This is a genomic window from Kitasatospora sp. NPDC049285, from assembly GCF_040678815.1.
GTDB lineage: Bacteria > Actinomycetota > Actinomycetes > Streptomycetales > Streptomycetaceae > Kitasatospora.
Window position 1 is genome coordinate 1 of record NZ_JBFAQR010000021.1, and the last position, 15,574, is coordinate 15,574.

The 15,574-nt window shown below is 71.9% G+C and carries 14 protein-coding genes; 7 read left to right on the top strand and 7 right to left on the bottom strand.

The window, feature by feature from the left end; all coding sequences use genetic code 11:
* Positions 1 to 579: 579 nt before the first annotated feature.
* The gene (locus AB0K51_RS15955; protein ID WP_363454859.1) at positions 580 to 1,323 is read left to right on the top strand and encodes a hypothetical protein; all 744 of its coding nucleotides are present in this window, start codon (positions 580 to 582) and stop codon (positions 1,321 to 1,323) included.
* 79 nt (positions 1,324 to 1,402) lie between these two features.
* Positions 1,403 to 2,185, top strand: coding sequence for a peptidoglycan-binding protein (locus tag AB0K51_RS15960; RefSeq protein ID WP_363454861.1), 783 nt, complete (start codon positions 1,403 to 1,405; stop codon positions 2,183 to 2,185).
* Between the two features lie 102 nt (positions 2,186 to 2,287).
* On the opposite strand, the gene AB0K51_RS15965 is transcribed toward AB0K51_RS15960, so the two are convergent.
* The 3 genes from AB0K51_RS15965 to AB0K51_RS15975 are packed head-to-tail and all read right to left on the bottom strand — an operon-like array spanning position 2,288 to position 5,528.
* Complete coding sequence (locus tag AB0K51_RS15965; RefSeq protein WP_363455113.1) at positions 2,288 to 3,376, bottom strand: low specificity L-threonine aldolase; 1,089 nt, start codon at positions 3,374 to 3,376, stop codon at positions 2,288 to 2,290.
* Positions 3,373 to 4,131: an SDR family NAD(P)-dependent oxidoreductase gene (locus AB0K51_RS15970; protein WP_363454863.1), complete on the bottom strand. Its 759-nt coding sequence runs from the start codon at positions 4,129 to 4,131 to the stop codon at positions 3,373 to 3,375. The genes AB0K51_RS15965 and AB0K51_RS15970 overlap by 4 nt, the downstream gene beginning before the upstream one ends.
* The gene (locus AB0K51_RS15975; protein ID WP_363454865.1) at positions 4,128 to 5,528 is read right to left on the bottom strand and encodes a DUF6421 family protein; all 1,401 of its coding nucleotides are present in this window, start codon (positions 5,526 to 5,528) and stop codon (positions 4,128 to 4,130) included. The genes AB0K51_RS15970 and AB0K51_RS15975 overlap by 4 nt, the downstream gene beginning before the upstream one ends.
* A 325-nt stretch (positions 5,529 to 5,853) precedes the next feature.
* On the opposite strand from AB0K51_RS15975, the gene AB0K51_RS15980 reads away from it, so the two are divergent.
* Both AB0K51_RS15980 and AB0K51_RS15985 read left to right on the top strand, forming a co-directional pair.
* Positions 5,854 to 6,396, top strand: coding sequence for a DUF5134 domain-containing protein (locus AB0K51_RS15980; protein WP_363454867.1), 543 nt, complete (start codon positions 5,854 to 5,856; stop codon positions 6,394 to 6,396).
* 190 nt (positions 6,397 to 6,586) lie between these two features.
* Positions 6,587 to 7,531: a M56 family metallopeptidase gene (locus tag AB0K51_RS15985; RefSeq protein WP_363454870.1), complete on the top strand. Its 945-nt coding sequence runs from the start codon at positions 6,587 to 6,589 to the stop codon at positions 7,529 to 7,531.
* A 48-nt stretch (positions 7,532 to 7,579) separates the two neighbouring features.
* Here the strand turns inward: AB0K51_RS15985 and AB0K51_RS15990 are convergent, their stop codons facing one another.
* On the bottom strand, positions 7,580 to 7,978 hold the full coding sequence (locus AB0K51_RS15990) for a MarR family transcriptional regulator (protein ID WP_363454873.1): 399 nt from the start codon (positions 7,976 to 7,978) through the stop codon (positions 7,580 to 7,582).
* Between the two features lie 88 nt (positions 7,979 to 8,066).
* Between AB0K51_RS15990 and AB0K51_RS15995 the strand changes: the two genes are divergently transcribed.
* On the top strand, positions 8,067 to 9,521 hold the full coding sequence (locus AB0K51_RS15995) for an MFS transporter (protein WP_363454876.1): 1,455 nt from the start codon (positions 8,067 to 8,069) through the stop codon (positions 9,519 to 9,521).
* A gap of 242 nt (positions 9,522 to 9,763) precedes the next feature.
* Here the strand turns inward: AB0K51_RS15995 and AB0K51_RS16000 are convergent, their stop codons facing one another.
* The gene (locus AB0K51_RS16000; protein ID WP_363454879.1) at positions 9,764 to 10,630 is read right to left on the bottom strand and encodes a helix-turn-helix transcriptional regulator; all 867 of its coding nucleotides are present in this window, start codon (positions 10,628 to 10,630) and stop codon (positions 9,764 to 9,766) included.
* Between the two features lie 418 nt (positions 10,631 to 11,048).
* Between AB0K51_RS16000 and AB0K51_RS16005 the strand changes: the two genes are divergently transcribed.
* Positions 11,049 to 11,573, top strand: coding sequence for an ATP-binding protein (locus tag AB0K51_RS16005; protein WP_363454882.1), 525 nt, complete (start codon positions 11,049 to 11,051; stop codon positions 11,571 to 11,573).
* A 91-nt stretch (positions 11,574 to 11,664) separates the two neighbouring features.
* Here the strand turns inward: AB0K51_RS16005 and AB0K51_RS16010 are convergent, their stop codons facing one another.
* On the bottom strand, positions 11,665 to 11,910 hold the full coding sequence (locus AB0K51_RS16010) for a DUF397 domain-containing protein (protein WP_363454885.1): 246 nt from the start codon (positions 11,908 to 11,910) through the stop codon (positions 11,665 to 11,667).
* A gap of 349 nt (positions 11,911 to 12,259) precedes the next feature.
* Here AB0K51_RS16010 and AB0K51_RS16015 point away from each other — a divergent pair, with 349 nt between their 5' ends.
* Positions 12,260 to 13,159: a hypothetical protein gene (locus tag AB0K51_RS16015; protein ID WP_363454888.1), complete on the top strand. Its 900-nt coding sequence runs from the start codon at positions 12,260 to 12,262 to the stop codon at positions 13,157 to 13,159.
* 96 nt (positions 13,160 to 13,255) lie between these two features.
* On the opposite strand, the gene AB0K51_RS16020 is transcribed toward AB0K51_RS16015, so the two are convergent.
* A complete protein-coding gene (locus AB0K51_RS16020) occupies positions 13,256 to 15,364 on the bottom strand; it encodes a hypothetical protein (protein WP_363454891.1) in 2,109 nt (702 codons plus the stop codon).
* Positions 15,365 to 15,574 lie beyond the last annotated feature (210 nt).

Here is a 15,574-nt window from a genome sequence, read left to right on the forward strand (position 1 = left end):
TTAAGCACGCCGCCAGCGTTCGTCCTGAGCCAGGATCAAACTCTCCGTGAATGCTTCCACGAAAGAGCGGCACAGCAACCACCGGAATAAGGCGGCCCTGCGCACTGCGTCCTCGCTAGTGTTTTACTTCAAAAGGAATCTCCAACCCCGAAAGACTTCGAGGCCGGGGATGTCAACATATCTGGCGTTGACTTTTGGCACGCTGTTGAGTTCTCAAGGAACGGACACTTCCTTCAGGCGGCCTTCCGACCGACCCTCCGGGCGCTTCGTTCTTTCGTGTTCCCAGCTTATCAGAGGTTTTCACCGTGTTTTTCACCGGTGTTTCCTCGAACTCGCCTTCGTTCGCCCCTCTCGGCGCGACTCCGGAACTGTACGGGTACCGGCGGCCGCGAAGCAAATCCGCCCCCGCCCGCTACGTCGGCCGGGTGAACACCCTCGATGCGCGCCCTGTTATCCGCCCTTTGTGCGCCCTGTGTGCACCCGCGCACACCACTGCCCCGGCCACCGGTCTGCCCCGGGACGACCGATCCGCCACCTGGCCGTACGGTCGAAACAAGAGGTCCATGAGGAGGTAGCGACATGACCACGATTGATCTCTCGCACGTGATCCAAGCCTCGCGATCCGACCCGCCGGCGCCCCAGGGGGCCACCTCGTTCCCGGACGACGTGAGACCTGTGGAGGAAGCGCTGGCCGGCCGTGGGTTGCTGGATTCGAGTTTCGTCGACGGCTCGTTCGGCACGCTGACCGTCGAGGCGTACAGCCACCTGCAGGAGCAGTTCGGGTTCAGCGGGCGTGATGCGGACGGTATCCCCGGGATGACGTCGCTGAGCCGGCTCGGTCAGGAGAGCGGGCTGTTCTCGGTCGTGGAGGGTGGCGGCACGCAGAGCAGCAGCGGCGACTTCCGGATGGCGGACGTGGTCTTCGACCAGGTCGTGGACGGAAGCACCAGCGAAGCGATCCGCGAGGCCTGCAATCTGATGGGGCTTCCCGTGGACGGGTGGTTCGAGGGCTACAAGACCCTCACGAGCCGGGAGTCCAGCTGGTTCTTCAACGCCGTCAACACCACCGACATGAACGCGCACGGGCCGATCCAGTCGGACGGCCACCCGCTGTACTGCTCGCGCGGGGTGTCGCAGTGCATTCCGCCGGTCTTCGCGACCTACCACCAGTCCGGCACCTCGGCCCACATCTACGACGGGGTGGCGAACATCGCCGCGTCGATGAACTACGTCATGGACCGGTACGGCGTCTCGCGGGACGGCGGGAACCTGACGTCCAGGGTCCAGCAGGCGGACAAGAACCGCCCGCCCCACTGGTACTGACAGACCCCCAACGACAATCGGACAACTCGACAACCCTCCACCAGCCTCCGAATACGGCGCCACCGCGCCTGGAGGAACCATGAAGCTCATCACCCGTGAACAGCTGGGTTGGCCCCCGACCGAGTCGCCGCTCCAGGCCACCACCGATGGCGTCAAGATCCACTACGAGGGCACCCCGGTCTCGACGGACCTGCTCACCGATCACGACGCCTGCCTCCGCGAGTGGCAGGCGATCCGGGCCTCGCACCTCGCCAACAAGAAGGAGAACTTCTCCGACGTCGCCTACAACTACGCGGCCTGCCCGCACGGCTTCCTCATGGAGGGTCGCGGGATCGGCCACCGGACCGGCGCGAACGGCAATCAGCCGCTGAACCGGGCGCACTACGCGATCGTCGGGCTGGTCGGCGACCAGGGGCTCACCGACCCGACCAAGGAGATGCTGAACGCCCTGCGGGACGGTGTCGAGCTGCTGCAGCAGAACGGGGCCGGGCCCGACATCAAGGGGCACCAGGACGGCTTCGCCACCGACTGTCCCGGCGAACCGTTGGAGACCTGGGTGCGCGCCGGCGCGCCCCGCCCCAACGGCGGGACGCCTGTCATCGGGCAGGCCGGCGGGCTCGAACCGTTCCCCGGCGCGGCGTTCTTCCACATCGGGCAGCACTCCGACATCGTCACGCGGATGGGCGTGCGGCTCGTCGAGGAGGGGTGTTCCCGCTACAAGGTCGGACCGGGGCCCGACTTCGGCCCGGCGGACCAGGCTTCGTACGCGGCCTTCCAGCAGAAGCTGGGATTCTCCGGCGCGGATGCGGACGGCATCCCCGGCCCGACGAGCTGGGCGCAGCTGCGCGTGCCGACCGGCTGACCCGACCACCGTGGCCGAAGGCGACCGACCCCGGTCCGGAATCTTCCGGACCGGGGTCGGTCGGTGGCACGCCCGGTGGTGGGCAGGCGGACGGCAGCGGGCTCAGTCGGCCTGGCCCCGGCCCATCTCCTCGGCGATGGCGGCGGCGAAGGCGTCGATGTCGGCTTCGGTGGTGTCGAAGGCGGCCATCCAGCGGACCTCGCCGGTGTGCTCGTCCCAGAAGTAGAAGCGGTAGCGCTTCTGCAGGCGCTCGCTGACCTCGCGCGGGAGCAGCGCGAAGACGGCGTTGGCCTGGACGGGGCGGACCACCGTGATGCCGGGGATCTCGCGGACGGCGGCTTCCAGGCGGCGGGCCATCGCGTTGGCGTGGCCGGCGTTGCGCAGCCAGAGGTCGCCGGCCAGCAGGGCTTCGAACTGGACCGAGACGAAGCGCATCTTCGAGGCGAGCTGCATCGACATCTTGCGCAGGTACTTGAGGTTCTTGACGCGGTCGGGGTTGAGGACGACCACGACCTCGCCGAGCAGCAGGCCGTTCTTGGTGCCGCCGAAGGAGAGGACGTCGACTCCGGCGTCGGTGGTGAACTCGCGGAACGGGACGCCGAGGGAGGCGGCGGCGTTGGCGAGTCGGGAGCCGTCGACGTGGACGAGCATGCCGCGTTCGTGGGCGTGGTCGCAGATCGCCCGGATCTCGTCGGCGGTGTAGAGGGTGCCGAGTTCGGTGCTCTGGGTGATCGAGACGGCGAGCGGCTGGGCGCGGTGCTCGTCGCCCCAGCCCCAGGCCTGCTGGTCGATCAGGGCGGGGGTGAGTTTGCCGTCGGGGGTGGGGACGGTGTGGATCTTGATGCCGGCGAGCTTCTCGGGGGCGCCGCCCTCGTCCACGTTGATGTGGGCGGACTCGGCGGCGATCACCGCGCCCCAGCGCGGGAGCAGGGCCTGCAGGGCGACCACGTTTGCGCCGGTGCCGTTGAAGACGGGGTAGGCCTCGGCGCGCTCGCCGAAGTGGCGGCGGAAGACGGTCTGCAGGTGCTCGGTGTACTGGTCCTCGCCGTAGGCGACCTGGTGGCCGTCGTTGGCGAGGGCGATCGCGGCGAGGACCTCGGGGTGGACGCCGGCGTAGTTGTCGCTGGCGAAGCCGCGGACGGCGGGGTCGTGGTGCCGCACCGCGTCCGTGGTGCCGGGCGAGGGGGTCATCGGGCTGTCAGCCACAGGTGCTGTCCGTTCAGTTCTGCTGCGGGGCGGTCCCAGAGGCCCGCGAGGGTGTCGGCCAGGTCGGCGGTGTCGGTGAAGCCGGCGAACTTGGCGTCCGGCTTCTCGGCCCGCATCTCGGGGCTGACCAGGGCCTTGATGACCAGGATCGCAGCCGCGGCGGTGGGGGCTCCGTCGGGGGCGGTGGTCTCCTTGACGAAGGAGTCGGCCATCGCGAGGGTCCAGGCCTCGGTGGCGGCCTTGGCGGCGGCGTACGCGGCGCCGCCCGCGGTGGGCTTGTGCGCGGCGGCGGCGGAGACCATGGCGTAGCGGCCGGCGGGGCTGCGGACCAGGGCGGGCTGGAACGCCAGCGAGGTGTGCTGGAGGGTGCGGACGACGGTGTCGTGCAGGAAGTCCCAGTCGTCGATGCGGGTGTCGAAGAAGGTCTTGCTGCCGCGCCAGCCGCCGACCAGGTGGAGCAGGCCGTCGACGTGGCCGTACTCGGCTTCCAGGTGGTCGGCCCAGTCGTGGACTTCCTGCGGGTCGAGCAGGTCGATGACCTGGCCGCTGACCTGGGCGTCGGGGACGGCGGTGCGGACGGCGGCGAGGGCCGCGTCGAGGCGGCGCTGGTCGATGTCGGCGCCGATGACGGTGGCGCCGGCGGCGGCGAGGCGGCGCAGGGTGGCCTGGCCGGCGGGGCCGCTGGCTCCGGCGACGGCGATGACCTTGCCGTCGAGGGGGGTGACGGGGGTGGTGCTCACGCGGCGACCTCCTGGGTGGCGGCGCCGGTGATGCCCTTGGTGCCGGCGATGACGCGGCCGAGCTTCTTGGCCAGCGCTTCGAAGAACATGCTGAGCGGGAACTCGTCCGGGAGGACGGCGTCGCACAGGGCCTTCTTGAGGGCCTTCTCGTCGGTGATGTCGAGCGGGAGGGCGGCGGTGCCCTTGGCCCAGGTGGAGGCGGGGTGCGGGGTGAGGTACTTGGAGACCAGCTCGTAGGCGGCGATCCAGTGGGCCGTCTTGGGGCGGTCGATGCCCTCGCGGTAGAGGGTCTCGATCTCGGCGCAGAGTCCGTTGGTGACCTCGGCGACCCGCGACCAGTCGATGGTCAGGCGGTTGTCGCGCCAGCGCAGGGCGTCGTGCTTGTGCAGGTAGGCGAAGAGCAGCTGGCCGCCCATGCCGTCGTAGTTGCGGACCCGGTCGCCGGTGACGGTGAAGCGGAACATCCGGTCGAAGAGGATCGCGTACTGGACGTCGCGGCCCTGGGCGTAGCCCTCGGCCTCGAGTTTGACCGACTCCTTGAAGGTGGTCAGGTCGCAGCGGAGCTCTTCGAGGCCGTACATCCAGAACGGGCTGCGCTGCTTGATCATGAACGGGTCGAAGGGCAGGTCGCCGTGGCTGTGGGTGCGGTCGTGGACCAGGTCCCAGAGCACGAAGGTCTGCTGGGCGCGGTCCTGGTCGGTGAGCAGGCCCTCGGCGTCGGCGGGGATGTCGAGGCCGAGCTGGCGGACGGCGCTGGTGGAGACGGCGCGGAAGCGGGCGGCCTCGCGGTCGCAGAAGATGCCGCCCCAGGTGAAACGTTCCGGCGCCTCGCGGACGGCCACGGTCTCCGGGAAGAGGACGGCGGAGTTGGTGTCGTACCCGGCGGTGAAGTCGTCGAAGGCGATGCCGAGGTAGCCGGGGTTGTCGAAGCGGGTGCGCTCCAGTTCGGCGATCCACTCGGGCCAGACGACCTTCAGCAGGACGGCCTCGAGGTTGCGGTTCGGGTTGCCGTTCTGGGTGTACATCGGGAAGACGACCAGGTGGCCGATGCCGTCGGTGCGGTGCTCGTCGGGGTGGAAGGCGAGCAGGGAGTCGAGGAAGTCCGGCTCGCGGTAGCCGGTGTCGGCCCACTTGCGCAGGTCGCTCTGGACGGCGGTGAGGTACGCGGCGTCGTGCGGGAAGAGCGGAGCGAGTTCGGCGACGGCGGTCAGCACGGTCTCGACCAGCGGGTCGACGGTGTGCCGCGGCACGGCGGCGAGGTCGATGGAGCCGTCCTTGGACTGCAGGGGCCGGAGGGCCTCGACGGCGTCCTTGAGGCGCAGCCAGGCCGGGTGGCCGGCCGGCTCCGCAGTGGGGGCGTCGCCCGCGACCGCGAGCGTCGGCGAAAGATTCTGCATCACAGGCTCACTTCGACAGGAGTTATTTCGACAAGACCACGTTACGTGCGAAAGGTTCTCCGGCTCAAGGCCAGTTTGACGGCAAACACTCCAGTTCGGAGCGCTCTCGATCTGCGGTTCCAACGCATTGGATGAAAAGCGGACTGGTCCGGCGGTGCCCGGTACGGCAGACCATGCCCCGGCCCCTCACACCCCGCCACCGGGGGCGCCGGCTGCGTGGCCGGCCGGGATCGCGCCTCGGTGCGCCCCCTCTCGCGCCCTGCTACGCCCGGCCACGGTCGGTGATCGTGGAGGAGGAGCGATCCGGCCTGGAGGGGGCGAGCCGATGCACGGTCCGGCTCTGGTGAACTGGCTGCTGGCGGGCTTGGCGGCCGGCAGCGGCGGCTACTGCCTCCACCGCTTCCGCCACCTGCGGGCCGACCCGTCCTGCGGCGGCGGCCACCCGGCCACCCGCGAGTCCGACGCGGTGGAGGCGGCGATGGGCCTCGGCATGGCCGGCATGGCGCTGCTGCCGGGGGTCGCCTGGGGCTGGCCGTACGCGTTGCTGGCCGTGCTGCTGCTGGCGGGTGCGGTGGGCGGACGGGGGGCGGGCCTGCGGGTGCACCGGCTGCACCACGGGATCGGGGCGCTGGCGATGGCGTACATGGCGCTCGCGATGGCCGGCCCGTCGGGCGGGCACGCCGGGCACCACGCCCAGGCGGGCGGGCTGCCGCCGGTGACCGGGCTGCTGCTCCTCTACTTCGGCGGCTACGCGCTGTGGGAGGGCACCCGGGTGCTGGCGACGGGCCAGGCGGTGGTGGCGCCGGTTCCGCGGGCCTGCCGGGCGGCGATGGGGATCGGCATGTTCGCGATGCTGCTGACGACGTGAGCCGACGCCCGGTCACCCGCGCCGCCGCCGGGCGCGCGTCCGGCTGACGGCCCGTCAGCGCAGGTGCGGACCGGCGGGCGGCGTGGCCTTGGTCACTGGCTCCGCCCCGCCGTTCCGCACGGGCCTAAGGCGGCATAGGTTGGGGGGAAGCGCATCGCCGCGCCTCGATCCCTCCTCGGGGAGCCCCGCCATGTCGGCACTGCTGAGCCTGCTGCTGCTCGGACTGCTGCTCGCCACCGTGGCTCCGAGCCGCCTGGCCCGGGCCCGCTGGGTCGAGCGCGAACCGGTGCTGGCGCTGCTGGTGTGGCAGATGCTGGTGGTCGCGGTGCTGCTGTGCTGCGTGCTGAGCCTGCTCCTGGCGAGTGCGGCGGCGCTTCCGGAGTGGCGGACGCTGGTGTTCGCGACCGCGCCGGACGGGGTGGAGGCGGCGTACGGGCTGACCGGCCGCGAGGGCTGGGGGCGGCTGGCGGCGGCGGTGCTGGCGGCGGGCGGGGTGTGGACGGCGGTGTCGCTGGCCCGGGAGATCCGGGCGGCGCGCGCGCTACGCGGCCACCAGCACGCCGAACTGGTGAGCCGGGCACCGGAGTTGCCCCGAGGGCTGGCGCCGCGTCGGCGGGTCAGGGAGCCGCTGGTGGTGCTGGAGAACGTCCGCCCGCAGGCCTGGTCGCTGCCTGGTCCGCGCGCCCGGCTGGTGGTCACCACGGGCGCCCTGCAGCAGCTCAGCGACCGAGAGTTGGCGGCGGTGCTGAGCCATGAGCGCGGCCACGTGCGGGCCCGGCACCACTGGCTGGCGCAGTGCGCGCAGGCGCTGGCGACCGGCTTCCCCGGGGTGGAGGTGTTCAGTGCCTTCCGCGACCAGGTGGCGGTGCTGGTGGAGTTGGCCGCCGACGACCGGGCGGCGCGCCGGCACGGGCGGGTGACCACGGCGCTGGCCCTGGCGGAGCTGAACAGCGCGGTCTTCGCGTCCTGCCCGCCACGGCAGTTGGCACAGTCGCCGGGCCGGGTGGACCGGCTGCTGCTGGGCGCGCCGCGGCTGCCCGTACTGGGCCGGCTGGCGTTGACCCTGGCCGCACTGGCCGCTCCGCTGGGCGCCGCACTGCTGGCGGTCGCCCCGGGGCTGGCCTCGCTCGGCTGAGCCCGCCTGGCCGGCGGGCGGGCTGACGGTCCGCCAGGAGCGGCGGCGTCAGCCCAGCATCTCCTTCAGGATCCGCCGGTGCACCGGACGGGCCTTCAGGAAGCGTTCGCGGCCCTCGCCGGTGAGCGTCACGTTGATGCCGCGCCGGTCGTCCGGGCAGAGCGAGCGCTCGACCAGTCCGGCCTTCTCCATCCGGGCGATCAGCCGGGAGAAGGCGCTCTGGCTGAGGTGGACGGTGCCCGCCAGCACCTGTGCGCGCCGCCCGCCGTCGTTCTCCTGCTGCTCGAACTCCCAGAGACGCTCCAGCAGTTCGAACTCGCTGACGCCCAGTCCGTACGCCTCGCCGAGCTCCCGGTCGATGGCGCAGGAGGTCGCCGCGTGGCGCGCCAGCAGGCTGCGCCACTGCTCGCTGAGAGCCGTCTCCGCGGTGGGGTCGAGGTCGGTCACACCGCCACGGTAGCACATGCATGTGCATTTGTTGCATGAGGATTAAATGCGCTTGCATTCGATGCACATGCATGTAGTGTCCCGTGCCATGACCGACACGCGATTGACCCCTCGCCTCTGGGGCACCCTCGTGGTGCTGTGCGCCGCGATGTTCCTGGACGCCCTAGACGTCTCGATGGTGGGCGTCGCCCTGCCCTCGATCGGCTCCGACCTGCACCTGTCCGACTCCGCCCTGCAATGGGTGGTCAGCGGCTACGTCCTCGGCTACGGCGGACTGCTGCTGCTCGGCGGCCGCGCCGCCGACCTGCTCGGCCGCCGCCGGGTCTTCCTGGTGGCGCTCGCCGTCTTCGCCGCCGCCTCGCTGCTCGGCGGCGTGGTGGACAGCGGCCCGCTGCTGATCGGCGCCCGCTTCCTGAAGGGAGTCGCCGCGGCCTTCACCGCCCCGGCCGGACTCTCCATCATCACCACCACCTTCGCCGAGGGCCCGGCCCGCAACCGGGCGCTGTCCATCTACACCACCTGCTCCGCCGCCGGCTTCTCGCTCGGCCTGGTGATCAGCGGACTGCTCACCTCGGCGGGCTGGCGCTGGACCTTCCTGATGCCCGTCCCGGTCGCCCTGCTCGCACTGGCCGCGGGCGTGAAGCTGCTGCCCCGTCAGCACACCGAGCGCCGCACCGGCGGGTACGACGTGGCGGGCGCGATCACCGGCACCGCGGCGGTGCTGCTGCTGGTCTTCACCGTCACCGAGGCACAGGGCGCGGGCTGGCTCTCCGTCCGCACCCTCGGCTCGCTGGCCCTGGTGCTCGCGCTGGCGGCGGCCTTCCTGCTGATCGAGACCCGCACCGCGCACCCGCTGGTCCGGCTCGGGATCTTCCGCTCCACCGGGGTGCGCCGGGCCAACCTCACCGCGCTGACCCTGATGGGCTCGTACGCGGGCTTCCAGTTCATCGCGACCCTCTACCTGCAGCGGCTGCTCGGCTGGTCGGCGCTGGAGACCGCGCTCGGACTGCTGCCCGGCGGCGCGGTGGTGGCCCTGTCGGCGGGCGCCGTCGGCCGGCTGCTGGACCGGTTCGGCCCGGCCCGGGTGCTGCCGGTCGGGGTGGCGTCGATGACCGTCGGCTACGCGCTGTTCCTGCGGCTGGACGAGCACAGCGGGTTCCTCGGCCTGGTGCTGCCCAGCATGCTGCTGATCGGCGCGGGCTTCGCGCTGGCCTTCCCGGCCATCAACGTCACCGCCACCGCGGGGGTGGCGGACGAGGAACAGGGGCTCGCCTCCGGGCTGGTGAACACCGGGCTGCAGGTCGGCGGCGCGATCGTGCTGGCCGCCACCACCGCGGTACTCACCGCTGGCACCGCTGGCGGCACCGACGCGCACGCCCAACTCGCCGGCTACCGGCCCGCGTTGCTGCTGGTCACCGGCGCGGCCACGGTCGGCCTGCTGATCGCGCTGACCGGCGCGCTGCGCTCCGGCCGCCGCGCGGCCGAGCCCGCCGCGGTGCCGGACTACAGCTACCCCGCGGTGGAGGTGCTGTCGGAGCGCTGAACTCCCGCGACGGACAGGCATTCCGGAACCGGACTCGGGCGGTCGACCCCTCGCCGCCCGAGCTCCGCCGGACCCGGCTCCACCAAACCCCCGTCTTGGTGGAGCCGGAGCGTTTCCGCCTCAGGCCGTGGGTCTCGACGACCAGGCCGGACGGCGGCGCGGCCGTTCGGAGCAGTCACCATGACAGCTCGCTGCGCGACGGTCAATGCACCCGGCTCCGCCGTTGCCGAACTGCCGCTCGGCTACTGGTTCTTGAGGATGGTGTGGAGCAGTTCCAGGGTCTGCTGCGGGGTCAGGCTGTCCACGCAGAGCCGCTCCATCACCTGCACGTACTCGTCGACGTCGTCGCGCTTGTCCAGGTACAGCGCACTGGTGAGCTGCTCCAGGTAGACCACGTCCGGCAGGTCCTGCTCGGGGAAGCGCAGCACCGAGAAGGCCCCGCTCTCGCCGGCGTGCGCGCCGAACCGGAACGGCATCACCTGCACGACCACGCTGGGCAGTTGGGCCAGCTCGACGAGGTGCTGCAGCTGGGCGCGCATCACCTCGGGGCCGCCGACCGGGCGGCGCAGCGCCGCCTCGTCGATCACCGCCCACAGCCTGGGGCCGTGGCCGGCGGTGAGCAGCTTCTGGCGGCGGGAGCGCAGCGCGACCCGGCGCTCGATCTCCTCCTCGGCCAGCACCGGGCGGTTCTGCGCGAAGATCGCCCGCGCGTACTCCTCGCACTGCAGCAGGCCGGGGATGAACTGCACCTCGTAGGTGCGGATCAGGGCGGCGGCCTCCTCCAGTCCGATGTAGGTCTGGAACCAGCCCGGCAGCACGTCGTTGTAACTGTGCCACCAGCCGGACTTGTTGGCCTCGCGGACCAGGGCGAGCAGGGCCTCGCGCTCCTGCCCGTCCTGCAGGCCGTAGAGGCTCAGCAGGTCGGCGACGTCGCGCTCCTTGAAGGAGACCCGTCCCAGTTCCATCCGGCTGATCTTGGACTCGGAGGCGCGGATCGCGTATCCCGCGTCCTCGCGGCTGATCGCACAGCCCTCGCGGAGCCGGCGGAGCTGGGAGCCGAGGAGGATGCGGCGCACCATCGAGCCCCCGCCGGGCTGAACTGTGGTCATGCGGACCAAACCTCCACTCGGACAGACAGTTGCACAGTCTGCCATCAGTTGAGCGCGCACGGTGCAGGTAGTGGTGCGGTCGTCCCCCGCTTCCGCACCAACGACACCATCTTGCACGTGCATCTGGTGCATGCATATGCCAATCGCACGACTGCACGTGAATCGACTCTTGCATCTGCCGTGAGCGCAGAGGACCATGGTGCACGTGCACTTGCACGCCCTTGGCAATCCCGCGGGCTCCGCGTCGACCCCACGCGCGATACCGCACACTCTCCCGGCAACGCCCGCGCGTCGCTGGGTACTTGTGTGCGCGCGCCAGGGCTTCGACCGGTCGGCCGCGCGGCCGAGTGAGTCGGAGGTGACCGGCATGACCCCGGTGGGTCCCGCCGTGTCCGCCCCCTTATGGGAGGAGCTCTTCATGAGCACCGGTACGGCAGTGGCGACCGACCCTCACGTGGTCAGCTGTACCCTCGCTCCCCGCTTCGAAGCCGTGCGCACCGCACGGGAGTTCGCCAGGACCACGCTGGACGGCTGGGGCCTGGGCGAACTCTTCGACGACGTCGCCCTGGTCGCCTCCGAACTCGTCACCAACGCACTGCGGCACGCGCTCGGCCAGAGCGAGCCGTCACGCGTCCCGGCGCAGGTCTCACCGCAGCTGGCCGTCGAGGCCCTGCCGATCCGGATCAGCCTGGTGCACCGCGCCCCGCAGGTGGTCTGCGCGGTCAGCGACCCCTCCAGCTCCGGGCCGATCGCCCGGGAGGCCGACTTCGTCGCCGAGTCCGGCCGCGGCCTGCACCTGGTGGACTCCTTCTCCCGCTCCTGGGGCTGGCACCCGCTGGCCGGCGCCGGCAAGGTGGTCTGGGCGCTCTTCGACGCCCGCCCGCAGCAGCCCGCGATGGAGCAGATCCTTCCCAGCCTCGGCCGCCACCGCCGCTCCGCCTGAACCCAGCCCTCCGCCGGAGGCCCACCCCACACAGCGAAAGGCCGCCGTGGAATCCCCACGACGGCCTGGCACAAACGGACTTGACGGATCGTCAGAGCGGCACTTCTCCCAGGTGGTCGAATTCGCCGTCCTTCACGCCGAGCAGCATCGCCTCGATCTCGCCGCGGGTGTAGACCAGCGCCGGCCCCTCCGGGAAGCGCGAGTTGCGCATCGCGACACCGCCACCCGGCAGCGCGGCGAACTCCACGCAGTTCCCCTTCGAGTTGCTGTACCGGCTCTTCTGCCAGACCACGCCATCAAGATCCGCGGCCGCCATGCCGTTGAACGCCTCACGCATCGATTTCTCCCCTGAATCCGGCGAATGCCTCACTTGACGTGATGATAGCTCGGCTGCACGTGCATCAGCATGGGATTGTGCCCGTGCATACGAACGTGCCGATGCCATCACCATCCCTTCACAGCAGGGCAATTGACGGCGCGTAAGCGGACATAGCGGCACGAAACCTCGTCGCCCACATGACGGTCCGCACACAGCCGTCTGCGCGGAGTTGATCATCGAGTGAGCGCCACACGCCTTACAGGCAGTCACAGCGCCCACTGTGATGACCGTCACTTTCTGGCGGAAAGCCGCCCACTGCCGGTATCCGGCTGCAGTCCTCCCTGGTCGATGTCCTACGATCTGGCGCATGAGCACCGCAGCCATCCCGGGCGCGCCACTGCCCGTCCGTACGCCAGGCTCCCGTGCGCGGGGGCGCCACCGCCGTCCCGAGCGCCCCGAGATCGTGGCCGGTTCGCCTGCCCTGGTCCTGGCCGTACCGGCCGTCGCCGGGCCGGACTCCCGCCCGGTCGTGGAGGAGTTGCTGTCCATCGTGCGCGGCGAGCAGCCGGGCATCACGGCGGCGGCGGGGTACCTGGACGGCGAGGACGCCCCGACGGTGGCCGGGCTGCTGGCCGAGGCCGCCGAGGCCGGGATGCCCGCGCCGATCGTGCTGCCGCTGGTCCCGGGCCCGCACGAGTTCCTGACGGAGCTGCACAAGCTCGCCGCCGAGACCGGCGCCGTGGTGCTGGACCCGCTGGGCCCGCACCCGCTGCTCGCCGAGGCCGTGCACGTCCGGCTGTCCGAGGCCGGGCTGGCCCGGGCCGACCGGGCGCGGCTGTTCGCGATCGCCACCGCGGCCGACGGCGTGGTGCTCACCACCACCGGCGGCGAGGAGGCCGCCGCCGCGGCCGGGATCACCGGTGTGCTGCTGGCCGCCCGGCTCGCCGTGCCCGTGGTGCCCGCCGCCCTGGACGTCCCCGGCTCGGTCGCCGCGGCCGTCGCCCACCTGCGGGCGACCGGCTCCGAGCGCCCGGCGCTGGCCCCGCTGGTGATCGGCCCCGAGGCCGACCCGGAGCTGCTGGCCACCGCCGCCGAGGAGACCGGCTGCCCGAGCGCCGCCCCGATCGGCGCCTACCCGACGGTCGGTCAGCTGATCGCCGCCACCTACCTGGCCGCGCTCCCCGAGCCGACCCAGGAGCAGCTCGACGCGGCCGAGGCCGCCGCCGCCGAGCCGCGCGCCACCCCGGGAGCACACGCGGCGCCGTGACGCCGCCCTTCAGCCGCGACGGGCAGGAGTAGCGAAACAGCGCGCTCCCGCCCGTCGCGCTTTCCCCTCTACCTCCCGCGCCAGGCGGCGGCGGGGTCAGCCGGCGACGCGGCCGGTTCTCGGGGCGGAGTCGGTGAACTTCAGCGTCGGCGGCGCGACCTGGCGCGGTGCGTCGGGCGCGGTGGTCGGGCTGGTGGCGGCGTTCCACGGGTTGGGCGCGAGGCCCGGGCCCGGCTTGGTCACCGACAGGGTCTGCGACTGGCCCGCCTTGCGGAACAGGATCCGCTTCGGCGCGGGCGCCTCCGGGTCCAGCCACAGTTCGGTGCCGCTGAACTCGCAGTCCAGCACCGCGATGTCGTCCGGCTTGCCGTCGTCGGTGGCCCGGAACGCCACGCCCGCCTTGCGGTACCCGATCAGCCGGCTGCGGCTGAGGGTCACCGTCTCGCCCGCCAGCTGGTGCTTGAGGGTGGCGACCGCGTAGTCGGACTGCCCGGCCGCGTCGATCAGCAGGCCGTCGAAGACCGTGCCCTTGTCCCGGCCGAGCGCGTGCACCGCGATGCCGCCGGCCGCGTTGCCGTACAGCACCGAGGCGCCGTAGTCGAAGTCGTTCAGGTACGCGCCGTGCTCGATGCCCCAGCCGCCGTTGTGGTACGCCGCGAACTGGCTGACGGTGTGGTGGTGTTCGGCGTTCAGCCAGACGAAGATGCCGTTCTCCAGGTTGTTGTGCGCCAGGCACCGTTCGAAGGTCCACACGCCCTCGCTGGTCTCCGGCCACTCGTACCCGGACGCCCCGGTCGCGCCCTGCACGCCCACCGCCACGCAGTCCCGGGCGAACGAGCCGGTGCCCGCGCCGAGGCTGAAGCCGGTCAGCCGGTAGCCGCGCGGGTTGGGTTCGAAGACGGTGCGGGAGGCGACGCAGCCCTCGTAGCCGATGTCGTCGGACGGGCCCTGCGGCGTGCGGGTGTCGATCGGGCCGTCCCACCAGTAGGCGTCCTCCCAGGTCTGGTGGGAGATGCAGCCGCGGAAGGTGATGCCGTGGCTGGCGTGCGGCACGAACGCGTGGCTGCCGGTGTCGCGGACCACCACGCCCTCCACCACGGTGCCGCGCGAGGCGTTCAGCAGCATGTGGAAGTGCAGCCCGTACCGGCCCAGCACCGGCTCGGTGACGGGCTGTCCGTTCCAACTGTCCTTGCCGGCCGAGCGCGGGCCCATCCAGCGGATCGCCGCGTGCCGGACGTCCGCCGGGCGGCTCGACGTGACGTGGACGTGCGCCCGGCCCTGCTCGGTGCCCTCGATCCGGACGTTGCGGGTCAGGTTGAGCACCTCCGCGCCGAGCGTGAGCCCGCCACCGAGCGCGACCCGCGGGTGGGCGTGCTGCAGCGGCGCGTCCAGGGTGACGGCGGCGCCGTCGATCGCCTTGACGGTGCACAGGTCGTAGGCGGTGGAGAAGTCGGCGGTGTCGGGCGGGGCGGTCGGGGTGACGGCGAGTTCGTCGCCGACCTGCCAGCCCTCCGGCGCGGCGGCCAGCCGGAGGGTGGCGTCGCCCGGCTTGAGGTCGGCGGCGGCCCGGACCCAGGCGGTGCGCGGCGCACCGTCCAGCCGCAGGTACCCCTGCCCGGTGACCCACAGGCCGGTGTCGGTGTCGACCACGGTCATCCCGCCGCCCTGGAAGCGGTGTTCGTCCACGGACGGGAAGCGCAGGGTGTGCACGGCCGCGCCGCTCGGGGCGAGCGCGAGCGAGCCGCGGACCTCCACGTTGCCGGCGCTGGCCAGGGTCACCGAGCGGTCCTTGGCGAAGACCAGCGAACCGCCGGTGTCCACCAGCAGCGAGCCGACCTGCACGTCGGTGTCGAGCAGCACCCGGTCGGTGATCCGCACCGCGCTCTTCGGGCCCGGCAGCTGCCCGCCCCAGCCCTTGGCGTCCGACCACTTGCGGCCGCCCTCGTCCACCGGCGGCGCCGGCGGCAGCGGCGCCGGGCTGGACGGCGGCGGCGCGGCCGGGCTGCTGTTGCTCATGGCACCGTGCTGATGGTCGCTCATGCTCGGCAGCGCGACGGGCGTCTGGACCACACCTCCGGCCAGCGACCCGCGCAGCGCCACTCCCCCGCCGACCGCGGCCACCGTCCCCGCCGCCAGCCACCCCAGTAACCGCCGCCGCCCCACCACCGGCCGCCGATGCCGCCCGCCGTCCTGCTGCCGCTCCACCGCCGCCGCCCTTCCGGGGCCCGCTACCCCGACTCAACTCGAGGGCAGCATAGGCAGAGGAGGTGTCGAAGCCACGCATCTCGGCATCCGAGTAAGCATCCTGACGTAGCGTCAGGCACGTGCGTTCGAGAACGCATCGGGAGCGAGCCGGAATTCCGGAAAGGCCTTGCGATCAGAGGGAGATTATCCACCAAACATCGGCAAAACCAT